The 16,085-nt window shown below is 38.4% G+C and carries 13 protein-coding genes, 1 pseudogene and 2 riboswitches; of the genes and pseudogenes, 10 read left to right on the forward strand and 4 right to left on the reverse strand.

Annotated elements, in window-relative coordinates; all coding sequences use genetic code 11:
- Window positions 1-297 precede the first annotated feature (297 nt).
- Window positions 298-1,740 (reverse strand): DDE-type integrase/transposase/recombinase, encoded by a 1,443-nt coding sequence (locus MKY81_RS14185; RefSeq protein WP_108073408.1) that lies wholly within the window; start codon window positions 1,738-1,740, stop codon window positions 298-300.
- A 166-nt stretch (window positions 1,741-1,906) separates the two neighbouring features.
- On the opposite strand from MKY81_RS14185, the pseudogene MKY81_RS14190 reads away from it, so the two are divergent.
- A pseudogene (locus tag MKY81_RS14190) lies at window positions 1,907-2,472 on the forward strand (NADPH-dependent FMN reductase).
- Window positions 2,473-2,702: 230 nt separating this feature from the next.
- Here the strand turns inward: MKY81_RS14190 and MKY81_RS14195 are convergent.
- Window positions 2,703-3,389 (reverse strand): ArsR/SmtB family transcription factor, encoded by a 687-nt coding sequence (locus MKY81_RS14195; protein ID WP_108073562.1) that lies wholly within the window; start codon window positions 3,387-3,389, stop codon window positions 2,703-2,705.
- A 68-nt stretch (window positions 3,390-3,457) separates the two neighbouring features.
- Between MKY81_RS14195 and MKY81_RS14200 the strand changes: the two genes are divergently transcribed.
- The 9 genes from MKY81_RS14200 to MKY81_RS14240 all read left to right on the forward strand — a co-directional run bounded on the left by MKY81_RS14200 (window position 3,458) and on the right by MKY81_RS14240 (window position 14,850).
- On the forward strand, window positions 3,458-3,931 hold the full coding sequence (locus MKY81_RS14200; RefSeq protein ID WP_108073560.1) for a DinB family protein: 474 nt from the start codon (window positions 3,458-3,460) through the stop codon (window positions 3,929-3,931).
- A gap of 172 nt (window positions 3,932-4,103) precedes the next feature.
- A riboswitch (SAM riboswitch) is annotated at window positions 4,104-4,208 on the forward strand.
- A gap of 143 nt (window positions 4,209-4,351) precedes the next feature.
- Entirely contained in the window at window positions 4,352-6,316 is a 1,965-nt protein-coding gene (locus tag MKY81_RS14205) for an acetoacetate--CoA ligase (protein ID WP_341118107.1), read from the forward strand.
- Window positions 6,316-7,482 carry a thiolase family protein gene (locus MKY81_RS14210; protein WP_341118108.1) on the forward strand — a complete coding sequence of 389 codons (1,167 nt, stop codon included), beginning with the start codon at window positions 6,316-6,318 and terminating at the stop codon, window positions 7,480-7,482. The genes MKY81_RS14205 and MKY81_RS14210 overlap by 1 nt, the downstream gene beginning before the upstream one ends.
- Entirely contained in the window at window positions 7,479-7,904 is a 426-nt protein-coding gene (locus MKY81_RS14215) for a Zn-ribbon domain-containing OB-fold protein (protein WP_066231499.1), read from the forward strand. Before MKY81_RS14210 ends, MKY81_RS14215 begins: the two co-directional genes overlap by 4 nt.
- A gap of 73 nt (window positions 7,905-7,977) precedes the next feature.
- Entirely contained in the window at window positions 7,978-9,303 is a 1,326-nt protein-coding gene (locus MKY81_RS14220) for an MFS transporter (protein WP_084347636.1), read from the forward strand.
- A 52-nt stretch (window positions 9,304-9,355) separates the two neighbouring features.
- Window positions 9,356-10,522 (forward strand): acetyl-CoA C-acyltransferase, encoded by a 1,167-nt coding sequence (locus MKY81_RS14225; protein WP_268766460.1) that lies wholly within the window; start codon window positions 9,356-9,358, stop codon window positions 10,520-10,522.
- Window positions 10,523-10,956: 434 nt separating this feature from the next.
- Entirely contained in the window at window positions 10,957-12,636 is a 1,680-nt protein-coding gene (locus MKY81_RS14230; protein WP_066231497.1) for an alpha-keto acid decarboxylase family protein, read from the forward strand.
- Between the two features lie 30 nt (window positions 12,637-12,666).
- On the forward strand, window positions 12,667-13,227 hold the full coding sequence (locus tag MKY81_RS14235) for a GNAT family N-acetyltransferase (RefSeq protein ID WP_341118110.1): 561 nt from the start codon (window positions 12,667-12,669) through the stop codon (window positions 13,225-13,227).
- Between the two features lie 78 nt (window positions 13,228-13,305).
- Window positions 13,306-13,407: riboswitch (purine riboswitch) on the forward strand.
- A 147-nt stretch (window positions 13,408-13,554) separates the two neighbouring features.
- Window positions 13,555-14,850, forward strand: a complete 1,296-nt coding sequence (locus MKY81_RS14240; protein WP_107920092.1) for an NCS2 family permease — start codon at window positions 13,555-13,557, stop codon at window positions 14,848-14,850.
- Between the two features lie 63 nt (window positions 14,851-14,913).
- Here the strand turns inward: MKY81_RS14240 and MKY81_RS14245 are convergent, their stop codons facing one another.
- Together MKY81_RS14245 and MKY81_RS14250 are read right to left on the reverse strand one after the other, a co-directional pair.
- Window positions 14,914-15,108: an alpha/beta-type small acid-soluble spore protein gene (locus tag MKY81_RS14245; protein ID WP_066231494.1), complete on the reverse strand. Its 195-nt coding sequence runs from the start codon at window positions 15,106-15,108 to the stop codon at window positions 14,914-14,916.
- Between the two features lie 235 nt (window positions 15,109-15,343).
- Complete coding sequence (locus tag MKY81_RS14250) at window positions 15,344-16,012, reverse strand: hypothetical protein (protein WP_202299716.1); 669 nt, start codon at window positions 16,010-16,012, stop codon at window positions 15,344-15,346.
- Between the last annotated feature and the right edge of the window lie 73 nt (window positions 16,013-16,085).

The raw sequence follows: 16,085 nt of genomic DNA on the forward strand, positions 1-16,085 counted from the left end.
GTTATCAAAGAACAATAAAAGCAATTTCTAAAACTTATTATAGGTATTGTAAAAAGTTCTATGAAAACTAAATAGTTGTTTAGGTTACTTTCCATTTATTAGGTGGGGAGCTCCCGCAATCGCTCTTGACAAACACGCCAATGGTTTGATCCAAGGTTAACAAGGGCGAAGGGGACAAAAAGAAGGCATACCAAATAAGCCCTTGGTATTTTCATTTTAAACCATTGGCAAGTTCGGTTTGTCAAGAGTTCGCTCCGCCGATTGCTAAATGGTCCAAGGGCTCTGCTAAACAAAAAGTTAGGCGGATCTTTGTTCGACTATCCATCGTTGAGCTAACTCGATGAGCTTTGTCCAACGCGCAGGCATGGTAGGAAGTCCTGATAACTTTGGATTCACAACGGGTACCTTGCCCTCTAGGGATGCATGTGGTCGTAGAAAGTTAAAATACGCCGCAAACAAGGTGACAAAAGAAACAGATCCATGATCCGATCCAAATCCTTGTGTAGAGCGATAATTTCCTTTAAATGTGCGATTCAGTCTTTCGATAATCTGTTTTAACGGTCTGTATTCGGTTGAGATGGGATCTTCATTTGTCAGCCCGATTACTTGCTTCACATCGAAAGAAATATCATTCTGAGCGAAGAAATGCTGGGCTAGAAGATAGATTGGATTTCCATCTACTACGAATGTAAGGTTTTCAGGGATCTCTTCCATCTTCAGTAGGACGTCGTTTATCGCTTGAATGGCGGATGCTGTATCACGATTAGGCGACACTCGGTACGAAAGGACGATCTTTTTCACCGCGTCAAAGAAGAAAAAGAGATAATGCCATTTTCCATTGACCCGGATATAGGTTTCGTCACCACAGAATTGATCTGAAAGCTCATAAGGATAGTGATCCACGTAAGGTTTAAGTAAAAGAGCCACACTATTTTCGTAGTTCAATATCGTCTGATGAGAAATAGCTACACCGTGAACATCCTGCATAAGGGCAGCGGTCCTTCTTGCGGAAAGACCGTAATTCACATGGTAGGTCAATATCAAACCTAACGTATGCGGAGAAGCATAGATTCTAGACAGATCAACAACTGGCAACTCCGGTGAATTCTTGGATAATGGTTGAAAATCAATGTGGAATTGGCGAAAAATATACCTTAACTTAAACGACTGGGGATCCTTTTTAAACTGTTTCTTTTCTTTGGAAGACATACCGTTTAATTTCTTTTGATAATACGGACAGTCGTCGTTTTTACACTTAAACACATCGAAATCTTTTCGCTCCTTGATCTTATCGAGTGTTTTAGAACAATGAGGACATTTCAAAATGGCCTCTTTCGAAAAACGATTCTTATCGCTGAAAAGGCAAGAACATACCTTGCATTGATACTGTCCCTTATCACCATTATTGGCATAAAGATAATCAGATGGTGCACCACACTTAGGACATTTCATTCCTTTAGGTACCGACACTTTTGCGTTCTTGTGTCTTCGAACGGGTTTAAGAGATTTCCCATGCTTCTCTTGGTACTCCGTTAGGAGATTTCGATAATTCAGCTTTTCTGGGATTTCGATAATGGGAAGATCATCAACTTGTAGTTTTCGATAAGGTTTGTTAACAGGCTGCTGATCTTTCGGTTTATCAAACATACTCTTCCCAATAAGTAGGGTGAGTAATGTTCGAATTATTTGTTCTTGGAATTTTATAAAAGTTAGTAAATAGGTTATAATTTGAGGGTACAACTTGTCACTTCCTTTTCTAAGGTTGTTGGGTGTGTGGTAACCTCAATTATCCTTAGATTTAGGGGGGTGGCAATTTTTTTGCTCAAAAATCCCTCTATTAAGGTAGTTTATAGCCTATTTTATATAAAAGTTTTGACAAAACGTTATTATACGAGGAGAGAAAAACATGAAAATCGTCGCACTTTCAGGTTCGATCGTAGGTTCAAAAACAAAAACAGCTATGCTCAAAACAGTGGAAATTTTTTCGCGAAAATATCCGCAGCATGAAGTTACCCTGCTAGATTTAGCCGACTATACATTGGAATTTAGCGATGGTCGCAATTACTTTGAATACGAAGGTGATACAAAATATGTGACAGAAACCATTATGGCTGCGGATGCAATTATTATTGGGACACCAACATTTCAAGCATCGATTCCAGCAACACTAAAAAACATTTTTGACTTACTTCCAGTTAACGCTTTTCGTGACAAAGTAGTGAGTGCAGTCGTGACAGCCGGATCAGCAAAGCATTATTTAATGGTAGAACTACAATTAAAGCCAATCTTAGCGTATATGAAAGCTCAGATTGTCCAAACTTATGTCTTCATCGAGGAAAAGGATTTTCACCGAAAAAAATTGTCAATGATGATATACTCTTTCGCCTTGAACGTTTAGTTGAGGATACGGTTTTATTAACAGAAACTTATAAAAATGTGCAAGAAGATAGAGATGCTCAATATGATTTTTGATAAGTTGTCTAAATGTAACTTAGACCCGGGAGCTTACTTACTTTAATCGTATATTGTAATTCGGGGTATTTAGCGAAAAAATTGATAAATCTTTATATACAGGAATTGGAAAGATTGATCAATGAATGGTCAATCTTTCTAATTATATTCTAGTATTATGATAACTTTCTTTAAAGAAATCGATCGTTCTTTTCCAGCATTTGTATGCATTTTAATGCAATTGCTGTAACCTACATTTCAATTCCAAAATACTGTTGCAATGCTTGTTTTCCCTTTGGTGTAAGGTGAACCGCACGGATCGACTCAGCTTTTATGATCCATTTTTGTGTAAAAAAATGAGTAGCAATCGCGGCACCTAACCAGCCTGACATATGATAGCGTCTTTCACTCCAATCAAGGCATGGTTTAGCAAAAATCCTCCTTTTAATCGTAGCCTCTTCAATATTAATTCTTAATTGAAGAAACCAGTTTTTCCCTTGTTCAGTAACAACAAATGCCTCCTTGTCTAAAATGATGATTTTTTTATCAAGCAAAGATTGAGTCACTTTTACACCAAGTTCTCCAGCTAAATGGTCGTAGCAAGTTCGACCATGACGGACTTGTTTCATTTGACTTGATTGTCGTAATGTGCGAATTTCAGCTTGCGGTGCGATCGTTCCTAATTTTTCAATGACCTCGGCGACTTCCTCATTGGCTAGCCGGTAGTAACGATGTCTTCCGTGCTGCTCCATTACTAGTAGATTTCCTTCAACAAGCTTTGCAAGGTGGGAGCTAATTGTTGAATGGGATACTTTCGCCATATAAGCTAGTTCACTGGCTGGCAGTGCTCTCCCATCCATTAAACGATCTAAAATGATGGCACGCGTTGGTTCGGCTATGAGTTTTGCAATATATGAAATATTCGGATATACATTCATATTTCGATGATACCCTAAATGTTTTTATACTACAATAATCTAGTAAAGAATTTACGGGAGGAATTTGAATGAATTCGATTGAGTTAAGTATTTTAAATTTGCAAGAAACACGTCGTCGTTCCATTAAATTATGGAGGTCATTGCCTGATAGCTGGATTGAATGGCAACCGGATAAAGATGCAATGTCTTTTGGAGAAATGATCCGTCACGTTTGGACATCTAGCTATTATTATCATTTAATGTTAGAGAAAAATGGTTCAATTAAAGAGGAGGCACCAGCTTCATTTGATGAGGAACCGATTATATCAATAGAAAAAGAAATTGAACTATCGAAACCCTACTTTGACAATTTCATTTCATATGTTCAATCTCTTTCAACCGATGAATTAAAAAATAGACTTATCGATCGCAGTGATGTAGGCTATCAGCGATACTTAGGGGACATGCTTCTGCGAATTGCCTATCATGATGGAGTTCATGCCGGACAATTTTTACAATATTTACGTATGATCGGTTTGGAAAGACCGTTAATATGGGATTAGAACTGGGATACAGGACTTTAACCAGTATCACGATCATGAATAATAAAAATATTTCTAACAGCCACATGAATGTAAGTGTTTTCACACAGCCTAAGAGTAAAAAAATAATTGACAATCAGATTGATTGATTATAAAATTCAATTTATTAAGAAATTTAAACCAATTAAATATATTCTTATCAAGAGCGACTGAGGGACCAGGCCCAATGACGTCCAGCAACCCCCTATATGGAACGGTGCTAATTCCTGCAGATACGTATGTATCTGAAAGATAAGATGAGGACCCCTCTTCTTATTGTGATGAGGGGTTTTTTATTTAAATATTTTGGATGAAGAGAAGTACAATAGTCGTCTTCATTCGTTAATCCAAGTAAACCAATATTATAAGTTATATTTGATTAGTTTAGTGGAGGGATAAATGATGAAAAAACAAAACAATGTATTAGATCCAAACATTTTATGGAAGCCAAACGAAAATTGGATTTCACAGTCTAACTTGAAAGGATTTTCAGAGCAGGTTGGATTTCCTCTCTTTCCCTATGAGCGCCTACATCGTTGGTCAATAGCTCATCCGGAAGAGTTCTGGTCTGGCGTTTGGGACTTTGCAAAAATCATCGGAGAAAAGGGGAAGAAGGTATTCATTCCACCCACCGTTGATGGAATATTAGGAGCCCAATGGTTCCCGGGGGCTCAATTGAATTTTGCAGAAAATGTTTTGATGGGAGAGGAAGAAGAAATAGCTGTAATTGTTGCTGGAGAGGATGGTACTACTTCACATTTTTCACTACGAGAATTACGTAGCAAGGTGGCGAAAGCGCAAGAAGGTTTACGGAATTTAGGTGTAAGAAGTGGAGATCGTGTTGCTGGAATTGTGACAAACGAAATCGAATCATTAGTAGCTTTATTGGCAACTGCCTCATTAGGAGCGGTATGGACTTCGTGTTCCCCAGATTTTGGCTCTCAAGGTATTATTGATCGGCTTGGCCAAGTTCAACCAAAGGTATTGATTACAGTGTTGGAGTATCAATATAACGGTAAACATTTTGATATCCGTGATAATATCCGTGCGATTTCCGAGGTCCTTGACGAGGTGTCAGCCATAGTAACGTTAACTGAAGGCGATGATTTTTTAAAGAACCAGTCAAAGCATGTATTAAATTGGAATCAACTGTGTAAAAACGGCCCGTTCATTCCGGAATTTACGAGAGTTCCTTTTAATCATCCTTTATACATACTCTATACGTCGGGAACGACAGGGCTTCCAAAAGCGATTGTCCACTCGGTCGGCGGTACTTTAATTCAACACGTGAAAGAACATCAGTTGCATTGTGATATAAAGCATGGCGATATATTGTTTTGGTATACAAATACCGCATGGATGATGTATCCCTGGTTAATTTCGGGACTTGCGAGCGGCGCCGCAATTCTCCTTTATGACGGATCACCATTACCTAAGGACAATATTGGAGTTTTATGGGAGATTGCTGAAAAAGTTGGCGTCACACATTTTGGTACGAGTCCAAAGTATTTGGAAACTTTACAAAAAGCCAGTTATTCGGTTGGTCAGGAGCATAATTTGTCACAGCTTCGTAGTGTTCTTTCTTGCGGTGCACCACTTTCAGCCGAACAATATGATTGGGTCTATGATTATATTAAAAAAGACATTTTACTAGCATCGATTTCCGGTGGAACCGAAATTATTGGCTGTTTCGTAATGGGCTCTCCCGTACATCCTGTACGTCGAGGAGAGATTACTTGTAAGGCACTGGGGATGGCGGTCGATGTGTTCGATGAAAAGGATGTATCTGTTCTTCATCAAAAAGGTGACTTAGTGTGCACAAAGCCGTTTCCGAGCATGCCACTTACGTTTTGGGGAGAGGACGGTGACGAACGGTATTATTCATCCTATTTTACTAAACGTCCTGGTATTTGGACGCACGGAGATTTAGCAGAACAAACTGATGAACAATCAATCATCATCTACGGGCGCGCCGATACAACTCTTAATCCTGGCGGTGTACGTATAGGTACTGCTGAAATTTACCGTGTTCTGGAGCAAATTCCGGAAATAGAAGATTCATTGGTGTTTGGTTTACCAAATGCGGGAGATGAAGAAATAGTATTGTGCGTGGTTTTGAAGGATAGAGAATTAGATAGTGATTTAGCTGATGTTATTCGTAACAATGTTCGTAAAAAAGCTTCTCCACGGCATGTACCTCGTCGTATTTACAGTGTAAATGAGGTTCCTTATACAATTAACGGTAAGAAAGTGGAAGGCGCTGCACGTTCAACGGTGTTAGGACAGCAGGTGAAAAACAAGGGATCCCTTCATAATCCAAATAGTCTTCTAGAGTATATTTCCTTATTAGAAAGGAGCTTCGTATGATGATCAAGCGACGTGTTCCAAATTGCGCAATCATCGGTATTGCGGAACTTACTCCGGTTCGTTATACAGATGGAGCAACGACTTTAGGATTAATTGCAGAGTCGGTTCGATTAGCGGTCCAAGATGCTGGGCTAGATAAAGAGGGGATTGATGGTCTTTTAGTCGGTCCACAAGTGGGTGAAACTCCACAACATGTACCTGCAACAGTAGCGGAGTATCTTGGTCTTGAACCGAAAGTTTCAAATGTGGTCGATCTTGGAGGAGCAACCGCTGCAGGAATGTTGTGGCGAGCTGCAGCAGCCATTGAAGCTGGGATGTGTGAAACAGTTGTATGTGTACTGGCGAATACGAATGAAAGAAATGGAAATCCACGTTCACCTAATCGAAACCCCATTCGGGAATTCGATGTACCATTCGGAGCATCGGGTGCCAATACTTCATATGCCTTATTGAAACGGCAACACATGGAGGAATATGGATCAACTCAGGAACAATTTGCTCTTATTGCACATTGGGCAAGAAAAAATGCTCAACTCAATCCGAATGCAATTTTCTATGGGAAACCACTTTCCGTCGAGGAAGTTTTAAATTCACCACTGATTATCGATCCGATGCATTTATTTGAAATTGTAATGCCGGTTGGTGGTGGTGCAGCATTCGTTATCACTTCTAAAAATAATCTACCTAGTGGAGACCATCCACCGGTTTTTTTACTTGGTGCAGGGGAAAAAATCACTCACCGGGCTGTCAGTCATGCTCCGGCTTTAGAATCGGCACCATTATCATATGCTATTTCAGCTGCACTTGGTCAAGCAAATGTAAGTGTACAAGATATCGATTTACTTTCTTTATATGATTGCTACACGAGCGTTGTAGGTATCACGATTGAAAATGCTGGTTTGTGCGCACCTGGAAAATTTGGTGATTGGATGAAAGACCATTCATTTGGACACGATGGGGATTGGCCACTCAATACTCATGGAGGTCAACTTGGGGTTGGGCAAGCAGATCTTGCTGGAGGTATGTCCCATATAATCGAAGCTGTGCGTCAGCTAAGGCACGAAGCAACTTCTCGACAAATTCGAAATGCAGAGCTCGCACTCGTTACCGGAAATGGTGCGACGTTAAGTGAAGCTACAGCTTTGGTACTGGGGGTGGAGTCATGAGTGAGAAGTATGAACATCTCGTCGTTCCCGGTCCTACGATAACCACTGTTTCAAAACCATTCTGGGATGCAATAGCGAGACATGAATTTTATTTACAAAAATGTACAGATTGCGATCAATGGATTTTTTACCCACGAACGTTATGTCCATATTGCTGGGGCAATCAATTAGAGTGGAAAAAGGCTTCCGGGAAAGCGCGGTTGAAAACATGGGGTGTTGTACATAGGCCAGGACATCCTGCTTGGCAAGATGTGACTCCTTATATTCTTGGAGTGGTTAAGTTAGAAGAAGGACCAACGATGATGACCCATCTGTTGCTCGACTCAGATCAAGATTTACAAATAGGTTTACCATTACAAGTAAGTTTTACAAAATGTAATCAAGTCTGGATGCCTTTTTTCACTAGGTTGTCAGATAACTAAATTAACTTTTACCTTTATGTAAGTTCAACAAGTTTTTTAAAATAGTTAAATGTAAATAGAGGAGGGGTTTGTTTTGGCTCAAAGTCTATTGATTGAAAAGGAAATAATAGAAAAGGAAAAGGACTTTTCCAAGGAGCATCGAAAAGTTGCTCTCGCTAGTTTTATAGGAACGACGATAGAATGGTATGATTTCTATCTATATGGAACGGCGGCTGCACTTGTTTTTCCAGCATTATTTTTTCCTAATTTTGATCCACTATATGGGACATTAGCTGCATTTGGCTCTTATGCGGCAGGATTCATCGCTCGACCGCTTGGAAGTATGGTATTCGGGCATTATGGAGATAAGCTAGGACGAAAGAAAGTACTAACGATTTCTCTTTTGCTTATGGGAATATCTACATTCTTCATGGGATTACTCCCATCGTACCATTCAGTTGGAGTACTTGCACCACTATTAATTAGTCTCCTACGTGTTATACAGGGATTTGCCATCGGTGGCGAATGGGGATCAGCTGTAGTAATGGCTGTGGAACATGCACCGAAGGGGAAACGGGGACTTTTCGGAAGCTTTCCACAAATGGGAGTTCCTGCAGGGCTCCTTCTATCCACGGGTGTATTTTCATTCGTATCAACAAACATGTCAAATGAAGCCTTCCTCAATTGGGGCTGGAGAATTCCATTTTTATTAAGCATTGTGCTTGTTACGATTGGACTCTATATTCGTTTAAAGGTGAGTGAATCACCAGTATTCCTAGACGTTGCAGAAAAAAAGCAACAAGAGAAACGGCCAGTTATAACTGTTCTACGTAATCAGAAGAAACCATTGTTTTTAACGATTGGAATGAAATTAGTACAAAATGCTGTGTTTTACGTTTATTCCGTATTTATTCTGACTTATCTTGTAAGTACACATGGGATTGATCGCTCGGTTGGACTCAATGCAGTGATGATCTCTTCGGCTATTGGATTTGTTACGATGCCACTATGGTCTTACTTATCCGATAAGATCGGACGAAAGCCAGTATATTTATTTGGAACAGTTGCTTCAACATTATTTGTTTTTCCTTTTTTCTGGTTTATGAATTCGGGCTCCGTTTTTTTGATAACAATTGGAATTATCCTAGGCTTGAATGTTTTACATGATGCTGTTTACGGACCGCAGGCTGTGTATTATTCCGAACTCTTTTCTACAAAGACACGGTTAAGTGGTGCATCAATCGGTTATCAAATTGGAGCGATTCTCGCGGGAGGATTTTCACCGATTATTGCTACTGCTTTGCTAGCAAAATTCGATGGTCAGTACTGGCCGATTGCAATCTATCTAATTGCACTTGGGGTGCTTAGTATTATTGCTACTTTATATGCACGCGAAACGTATCGGAACTCATTGACATGACTTATTAAATTCATTGACATGAATTTTTAGTGATAAAATTTCAAATATAAGGGTGATTCAATTGAAAAAGGCTGTTTTGATAGATGGTGTTCGTACCCCGATTGGTAGGTTCAAAGGGATGTTCCACTCTAAATCAGCGATTGAACTAGGTGTTAATACAGTTTCTGAGTTGATTCGTCGTTATCCTATAGCAGCACAAGCCGACGGTGCTATTTTTGGTCACGTTATTCAAGCCGGACAGGGCCAAAATCCGGCACGTCAAGTTGTGTTTAATGCTGGGATGGATATTAATACACCAGCCATCACATTAAACAATGTTTGCCTTGCTAGTTTAGCAGCTGTAGCTGATGCTGCTCGTCGAATAGAAAGGAGCGAAGGGGATCTATTCGTTGTTGGTGGTTTTGAATCTATGACGAATGCTCCGCATTTTTCTACACTACGCAAAGATGTCAAAATGGGATCAGTAGAATTTAAAGATTCGCTAGACGATGGACTATGGTGTGCACTCTCCAATGAATCGATGGGCGGAATATCTGAAAAGGCGAATCGCCAATTTAATATTAATCGCCAAGAGCAGGACGAATATGCAGAACAATCACAATTAAGGGCCGCCAGAGCTCAGGTCTCCGGGATATTTAAGGAAGAGATTGTGGGGGTCCCCATTTCTGAGCAACTTATCACAGAAGATGAATGTATACGCCCTCAAACCACGCTTCAAAAATTACAAATGCTTAAACCTGCATTTGAAGAAAGTGGCACAATTACTGCCGGAAATGCCAGTCAAATGTCAGATGGTGCTAGTGCTGGTCTAATTTCAAATGTAGATACTTGTGAAAAAATTGGTAAAGCACCACTTGCTACAATCATCGATTGGGCATTCGTAGCCGGACCGGATCCTACACTACATTTGCAACCTGCAAATGCAATCAAGTCGTTGCTGGAGCGTACAAAATTAAGATTATCAGATATTGATCTGTTTGAAATTAACGAAGCTTTTGCGAGCGTTGTGATCGCTTCTCAACGCAAATTAGGGTTACCAAGTGATATAGTTAATGTGAATGGTGGTGCGATTGCCCTAGGTCATCCTTTAGGTGCTAGTGGGTTTAGGACATTATTAACTCTTGCCTTTGAACTTAAACGTCGTGGAGGAGGAAAAGGTATTGCCTCCTTATGCGGTGGTGGAGGTCAAGGAGCAGCAGTTTTGATAGAAGTGGAGTAAGCGGATGCCACCTTATGAAAACTTATATATTGTAAAGAAAGAAGACCCATATATTCAAATAAACCTATTACCCAATAAGTGACTATTCGGGGGATTATTTAGTTAATATTAAATAGGGGTTTTTTCTTTCTATTCTTTATCAGAAACGATTCTTCATAAAAGGATCGTTTTTACTTTTTTATTGGAATCGAACATGAAATTGTCGAATGTAAAAGTTTATTCATATTTTTTGGGGTTATAAGATTAAATATCTCATTTTAATAAAACGAACAACAATTTTTGGTAGAAAGATCCAGGATTAAAATTAATAATTTAAGTATTTATAATTTGGCAATAAGTTGGGTAAATTAACCAAAAGATCGAGGTGTGTATGTTAATAAGAGGAATTTTGTAAGGAGTTTACCGCTACTAGTTGTATGAGGAGAGGATGTATAATGTCTAACAATCGTGAGAGTTCAGTAGTAGGAAATGAAGTACAGGTAGTGCTAGGTGAATATTTGTTTGATTGTTTGAAAAATGAAGGGATTACTGAAATATTCGGTGTTCCTGGAGACTTTAATTTTTCATTGCTTGATCATTTGGAGAAATATGAGGGAATCAATTTTGTGAACGGTCGTAATGAACTTAATTCAGGATATGCAGCTGATGGTTATGCGAGGGTTAAGGGAATAGCAGCGCTGATAACTACTTTTGGCGTAGGCGAATTGAGTGCTTGTAATGCGATTGCTGGTTCCAATAGTGAACATGTACCTGTTATTCATATTGTGGGGGCTCCACCATCGATAGATCAACAGGAGCATAAGTTAATGCACCATACATTAATGGATGGAAATTTTGATACGTTTCGTAAAGTATATGAACCCATTACAGCGTATACTGCTAAAGTTACCCCCGAAAATGCAATGCTGGAAATTCCAACAGCGATTCATATAGCAAAAGAAAAGAAGAAGCCGGTATATTTGGTAATTGCTGATGATTTAGTAATGAAGCCAATAGTGATGCGTAAGCCCATGCTGCCAAAATCCCCTGTGACCAATCCAAAAACATTGCAAGCGGCACTTGCTCATGCTAAACAATTGTTAGAAAGCAGCGAGCAATCCGTCTTCCTTGTTGATGTGAAAATGATGAGATTTCATCTTCAACAAGATGCACTTGCACTTGCTGAGGCGATGAACTTACCGGTAGCGAGTATGATGTTCGGCAAGGGAGGTTTTGATGAAAGTCATCCAAATTTCATTGGGATGTATGCCGGACAATTTGGCAGTGATGCTGTGCGCAGTTTCGTAGAATCTGCACAATGCGTTATTTCTATTGGACTTGTTTGGGCAGATTCAAATACTGCAAAATTTTCAGCGATGCTTGATCCACTGAAATTGGTTGACATTCAACCAGATAAAGTGAAGATTGGACAAGCTGAGTATCGGAATGTGCTAGCTCAAGATATGATAAAAGCGTTAAAAAGCTTAGGATTTAAACAAGAAGAACCGATTCCAAAATTCCCTTTACCTTATACTGAGGAAAAGCAAAATCCGGAAGGACTGTTGTCTGCTCAAAGCTATTATCCACGTATTCAGCAAATGTTAAAAGTAAATGACATTGTTATCGGTGAAACCGGGAGCTTTTTTTACGGTTTATCACAAATAAGACTGCCACGCGGTGTGACATATATTACACAAGGTGGCTGGCAATCCATTGGATATGCAACACCGTCCACTTTTGGTGCATGTATTGCAGCACCGGAGCGGAGAGTATTGTTATTTACGGGGGACGGATCATTGCAGTTAACTGCGCAAGAAATCAGTTCGATGCTTGCCAACGACTGTAAGCCAATTATTTTTGTTTTGAATAATTGTGGGTACACGATCGAGAAGTATTTAAATGTCAAAACGGAAAATCAGTTATATAATCAAATACCTAATTGGGAATATACGAAGCTTCCGGAAGCATTTGGTGAAAGTGCATTCACAGCGGTCGTAAAAACGAATAAAGAGCTCGATGATGCAATTAAACAAGCCGAAGGGGCAAATAAGCTTTGTATCATTGAAATGATTATTAATAATCCACTTGACGCACCGGAATATATGGTTAAAATGAGGGAGTATTTAAAACGGTAGGGATGGCAACTTTCTCATGGGGGGATTATATTGTATAAGGTTGAGATACGACGGCCGAGGCTAGAGGATATTGAAGAGTTGAATGAATTTTTTCGTTTAGTTATTAAGGATACATTTGCTAGGGAAGGGTTATCGGAGTTAGTTGAGGAGATTGAACATGAAATAGAAGAAAAGAATACCATTTTAAAAGGTGACCTTGAAAGTAATGGGAAGAATCATTATTTTTTAATTGCGTTAGAAAGAAATAGAATCGTTGGATCGATTGCATACGGCCCTTCGAATGAGCTAATTAATCGTTGTACAGAGGGCGCTTATAAAAATATATTTGAGATAGGCACCGTATTTGTGCATCCTGATTATCAAAGAAAAGGAATAGGAAATATTCTTTTAAATAGTATCTTTTTTACTTTGCATCATAAGGGGGTTGAAGAATTTTGTTTGGATAGCGGTTATAAAAATGCACAGAAAATATGGAAGAAAAAATTTGGAGAACCTAATTATTTATTGAAGGATTATTGGGGTAAGGGTAGTGATCATATGATATGGAGAAGGCATATGAAGGATATATCGATAATATTTAAAGTTAATTAAAAATCTTTAAATTTAAAAAGGAAGAATAATTAGATTAATTACGCTTTTTTCAGTTCTATTGAAATCCATGTGACTTTGAGTATAATTAACAACATGTCTTGTATATGGTTAGGAATAGGGCCTAATCGTTTCTACCAAGCTGCCGTAAATAGCTTGACTACAAGAAGTTGTTGTTCTACTACAATGAATCGTTAGTAATCAATTTCTTCTTGAATTTAATGGCAGCTTCCACTTTTAGTGGAAGTTTTTTTATATTTATTTCATTTGAAGCCACTCTAATAGGTAGATGCAAATGTTTGGTTTTTTTGGAATTGGAGGATAAATATTGTGAAACATTTTTTTCAGTTTGCACAGCGTCAAACGTCCTATAAGCAAGAAACGATGGCGGGGATTACTACGTTTCTGTCGATGGCTTATATATTAGTAGTCAATCCAATCATATTAAGTCAATCCGGTATGGATAAAGGAGCTGTTTTTACGGCGACAGCCATTTCGGCTATTATCGGTTCATTATTAATCGGACTATTAGCGAATTTCCCAATTGGTATTGCGCCGAGTATGGGGTTAAACTCCTTTTTTACCTTTTCAGTATGTATCGGCATGGGCATTCCGTGGCAAACCACGTTAACAGGTGTATTTATTGCGGGTATTCTTTTTATTTTATTAAGCTTATTTAAAATTCGCGAAATGATCATTAATATTATTCCCGAGGATTTGAAATACGCAATCTCAGGCGGACTTGGCTTCTTTGTCGCGTTTGTCGGTTTAAAAAATGCAGGCTTTATTATTTCAAATAAAGATACAGTCGTGTCATTAGGAGATTTATCGAAAACAACAACAATCTTAGCTATTATTGGACTAGTCATTACTGTAATAATGATGGTGAGACGTATTGGGGGAGCTATATTTTATGGAATGGTTATTACCACTATTATAGGGATTGTATGTCATGTGATTGATAAACCAACACATATTGTCGGAAAAATTCCAAGTTTAACTCCAACTTTTGGGGTCGTGTTTAAGCATTTAGATCAAATTTTTTCTCCGGATGTATTAGCGGTTATTTTTACCTTTTTATTTGTTGCTTTTTTCGATACGGCTGGCGCGTTAATTGCAATTGCCAGTCAAGCGGGACTCATAAAAGATAATAAAATTCCAAATATCGGTAGAGCTCTTCTTGCTGATTCTACTTCAATTGTTGTCGGTTCAGTACTAGGAACATCTACAACCGCATCGATGGTTGAATCTAGTGCGGGAATTGCAGCAGGGGGGCGTACAGGATTCACGTCTGTCATCATATCCTGTGGTTTCTTCATTGCCTTATTCTTTTCACCATTATTGTCAATCGTAACTTCGGAAGTTACCGCACCGGCTTTAATTATTGTTGGAGCGTTAATGGCTTCTGAAATAAAACAGATCAATTGGGATCGAATTGAAATTGTTTTTCCGGCATTTGTAACGATTATTATGATGCCTCTCACATCTAGTGTTGCGACGGGAATTGCGCTTGGTTTTATTTTATATCCAGTAACAATGATTGCGTTAGGTAAATGGAAAGCTGTTCATCCGTTAATATATATTTTAAGTCTTGCATTTTTAGCTTATTTTGTATTTATCGTTTAAAAGGTTTTCAATTAATGGGTGTCCGGTTGGACACCCATTTTTTTGCGAAATCAACCATTCCTGTTATTGGCCCTGTTGATTTTGTAATGATTGTTCAGCGTATGCGATCAAACGTTTTGTCATTTCGCCACCTACTGAACCGTTAGCACGTGCGGTCGTATCAGCACCAAGTTGAACTCCAAACTCATTGGCGATTTCTTGTTTCATTTGATCCAGAACATTATCCGCACCAGGAACCAAAAGTTTGTTTCTAGCCATGATACATCACTCCCGACGAAGTTTTGAGCAAAAAATTTATTTGCTCGTTTCTATTATTTCCTATTCAATTATGTTTATCGTGTAAAATGTTACTAAATTTAAGGATATTAATGAGAGAAGTATAAGGATATTGAGGGAGTCCATTTTTGTGAATACTAAAGCGAAAAAACGTAAAATAAAAAGTCTTTATTTTGAATAAAGACTTAAGATACAGTTGAAATTATATTTAGAAAGCCTAAATTTTAAGTTTGCTTTTTATTTTTTCAATATCTCGCTCATTTTTTTCAGTTTTTCTAAAAAGTAAATTAATATCCGCATTCATTTCAGTATCTCTTTGTCTTATGTCTTGCCTTATGCTCGTAAAATTTTCTATTAAAAGGGTTGTACTATGCTTGAGCATATCTTTCAGTTCAATTTGTCCGGTTTCTAGGTTTTCTAATCTACTGTCAACAGCATCAAGCCGTTTATCGACTTCAACAAACTTTTGATCAACAGCATCAAACCGTTTGTCGACTTCAACAAACTTTTGATCAACAGCATCAAACCGTTTGTCGACTTCAATAAACTTCTGATCAACAGCATCAAACCGTTTGTCGACTTCAATAAACTTCTGATCAACAGCATCAAACCGTTTGTCGACTTCAATAAATTTTTGATCAACAGCATCAAATCGTTTGTCGACTTCAATAAATTTTTGATCAACAGCATCAAATCGTTTGTCGACTTCAATAAATTTTTGATCAACAGCATCAAATCGTTTGTCGACTTCAATAAACTTCTGATCAACTGCGTCGAATCTTTTGTCGATACGATCCAATTTTGTATTCGTTTGAGCCTGTCCATTTTCTAGTTTTCCAACGCTTGTTTCAAGTCTTTCTAAAATATCTTTTAATTCTTGATCCACTAGTCACACCTCCTAATCTTAATGCAATTATAACATAACGCCTAAAAGGAACAAATGTTCTTGTAACGATTTT

Origin of the sequence: Heyndrickxia sp. FSL W8-0423, from assembly GCF_038009395.1 — a bacterium.
Taxonomy (GTDB): domain Bacteria; phylum Bacillota; class Bacilli; order Bacillales; family Bacillaceae_C; genus Heyndrickxia; species Heyndrickxia sporothermodurans.

Excerpts from the sequence above, each read along its gene's own strand:
- MKY81_RS14195 (WP_108073562.1), bottom strand. The coding sequence starts at position 3,389 with ATGAATGTATATCCGAATATTTCATATATTGCAAAACTCATAGCCGAA.
- MKY81_RS14200 (WP_108073560.1), top strand. The coding sequence starts at position 3,458 with ATGAATTCGATTGAGTTAAGTATTTTAAATTTGCAAGAAACACGTCGT.
- MKY81_RS14205 (WP_341118107.1), top strand. The coding sequence starts at position 4,352 with ATGAAAAAACAAAACAATGTATTAGATCCAAACATTTTATGGAAGCCA.
- MKY81_RS14210 (WP_341118108.1), top strand. The coding sequence starts at position 6,316 with ATGATCAAGCGACGTGTTCCAAATTGCGCAATCATCGGTATTGCGGAA.
- MKY81_RS14215 (WP_066231499.1), top strand. The coding sequence starts at position 7,479 with ATGAGTGAGAAGTATGAACATCTCGTCGTTCCCGGTCCTACGATAACC.
- MKY81_RS14230 (WP_066231497.1), top strand. The coding sequence starts at position 10,957 with ATGTCTAACAATCGTGAGAGTTCAGTAGTAGGAAATGAAGTACAGGTA.
- MKY81_RS14245 (WP_066231494.1), bottom strand. The coding sequence starts at position 15,108 with ATGGCTAGAAACAAACTTTTGGTTCCTGGTGCGGATAATGTTCTGGAT.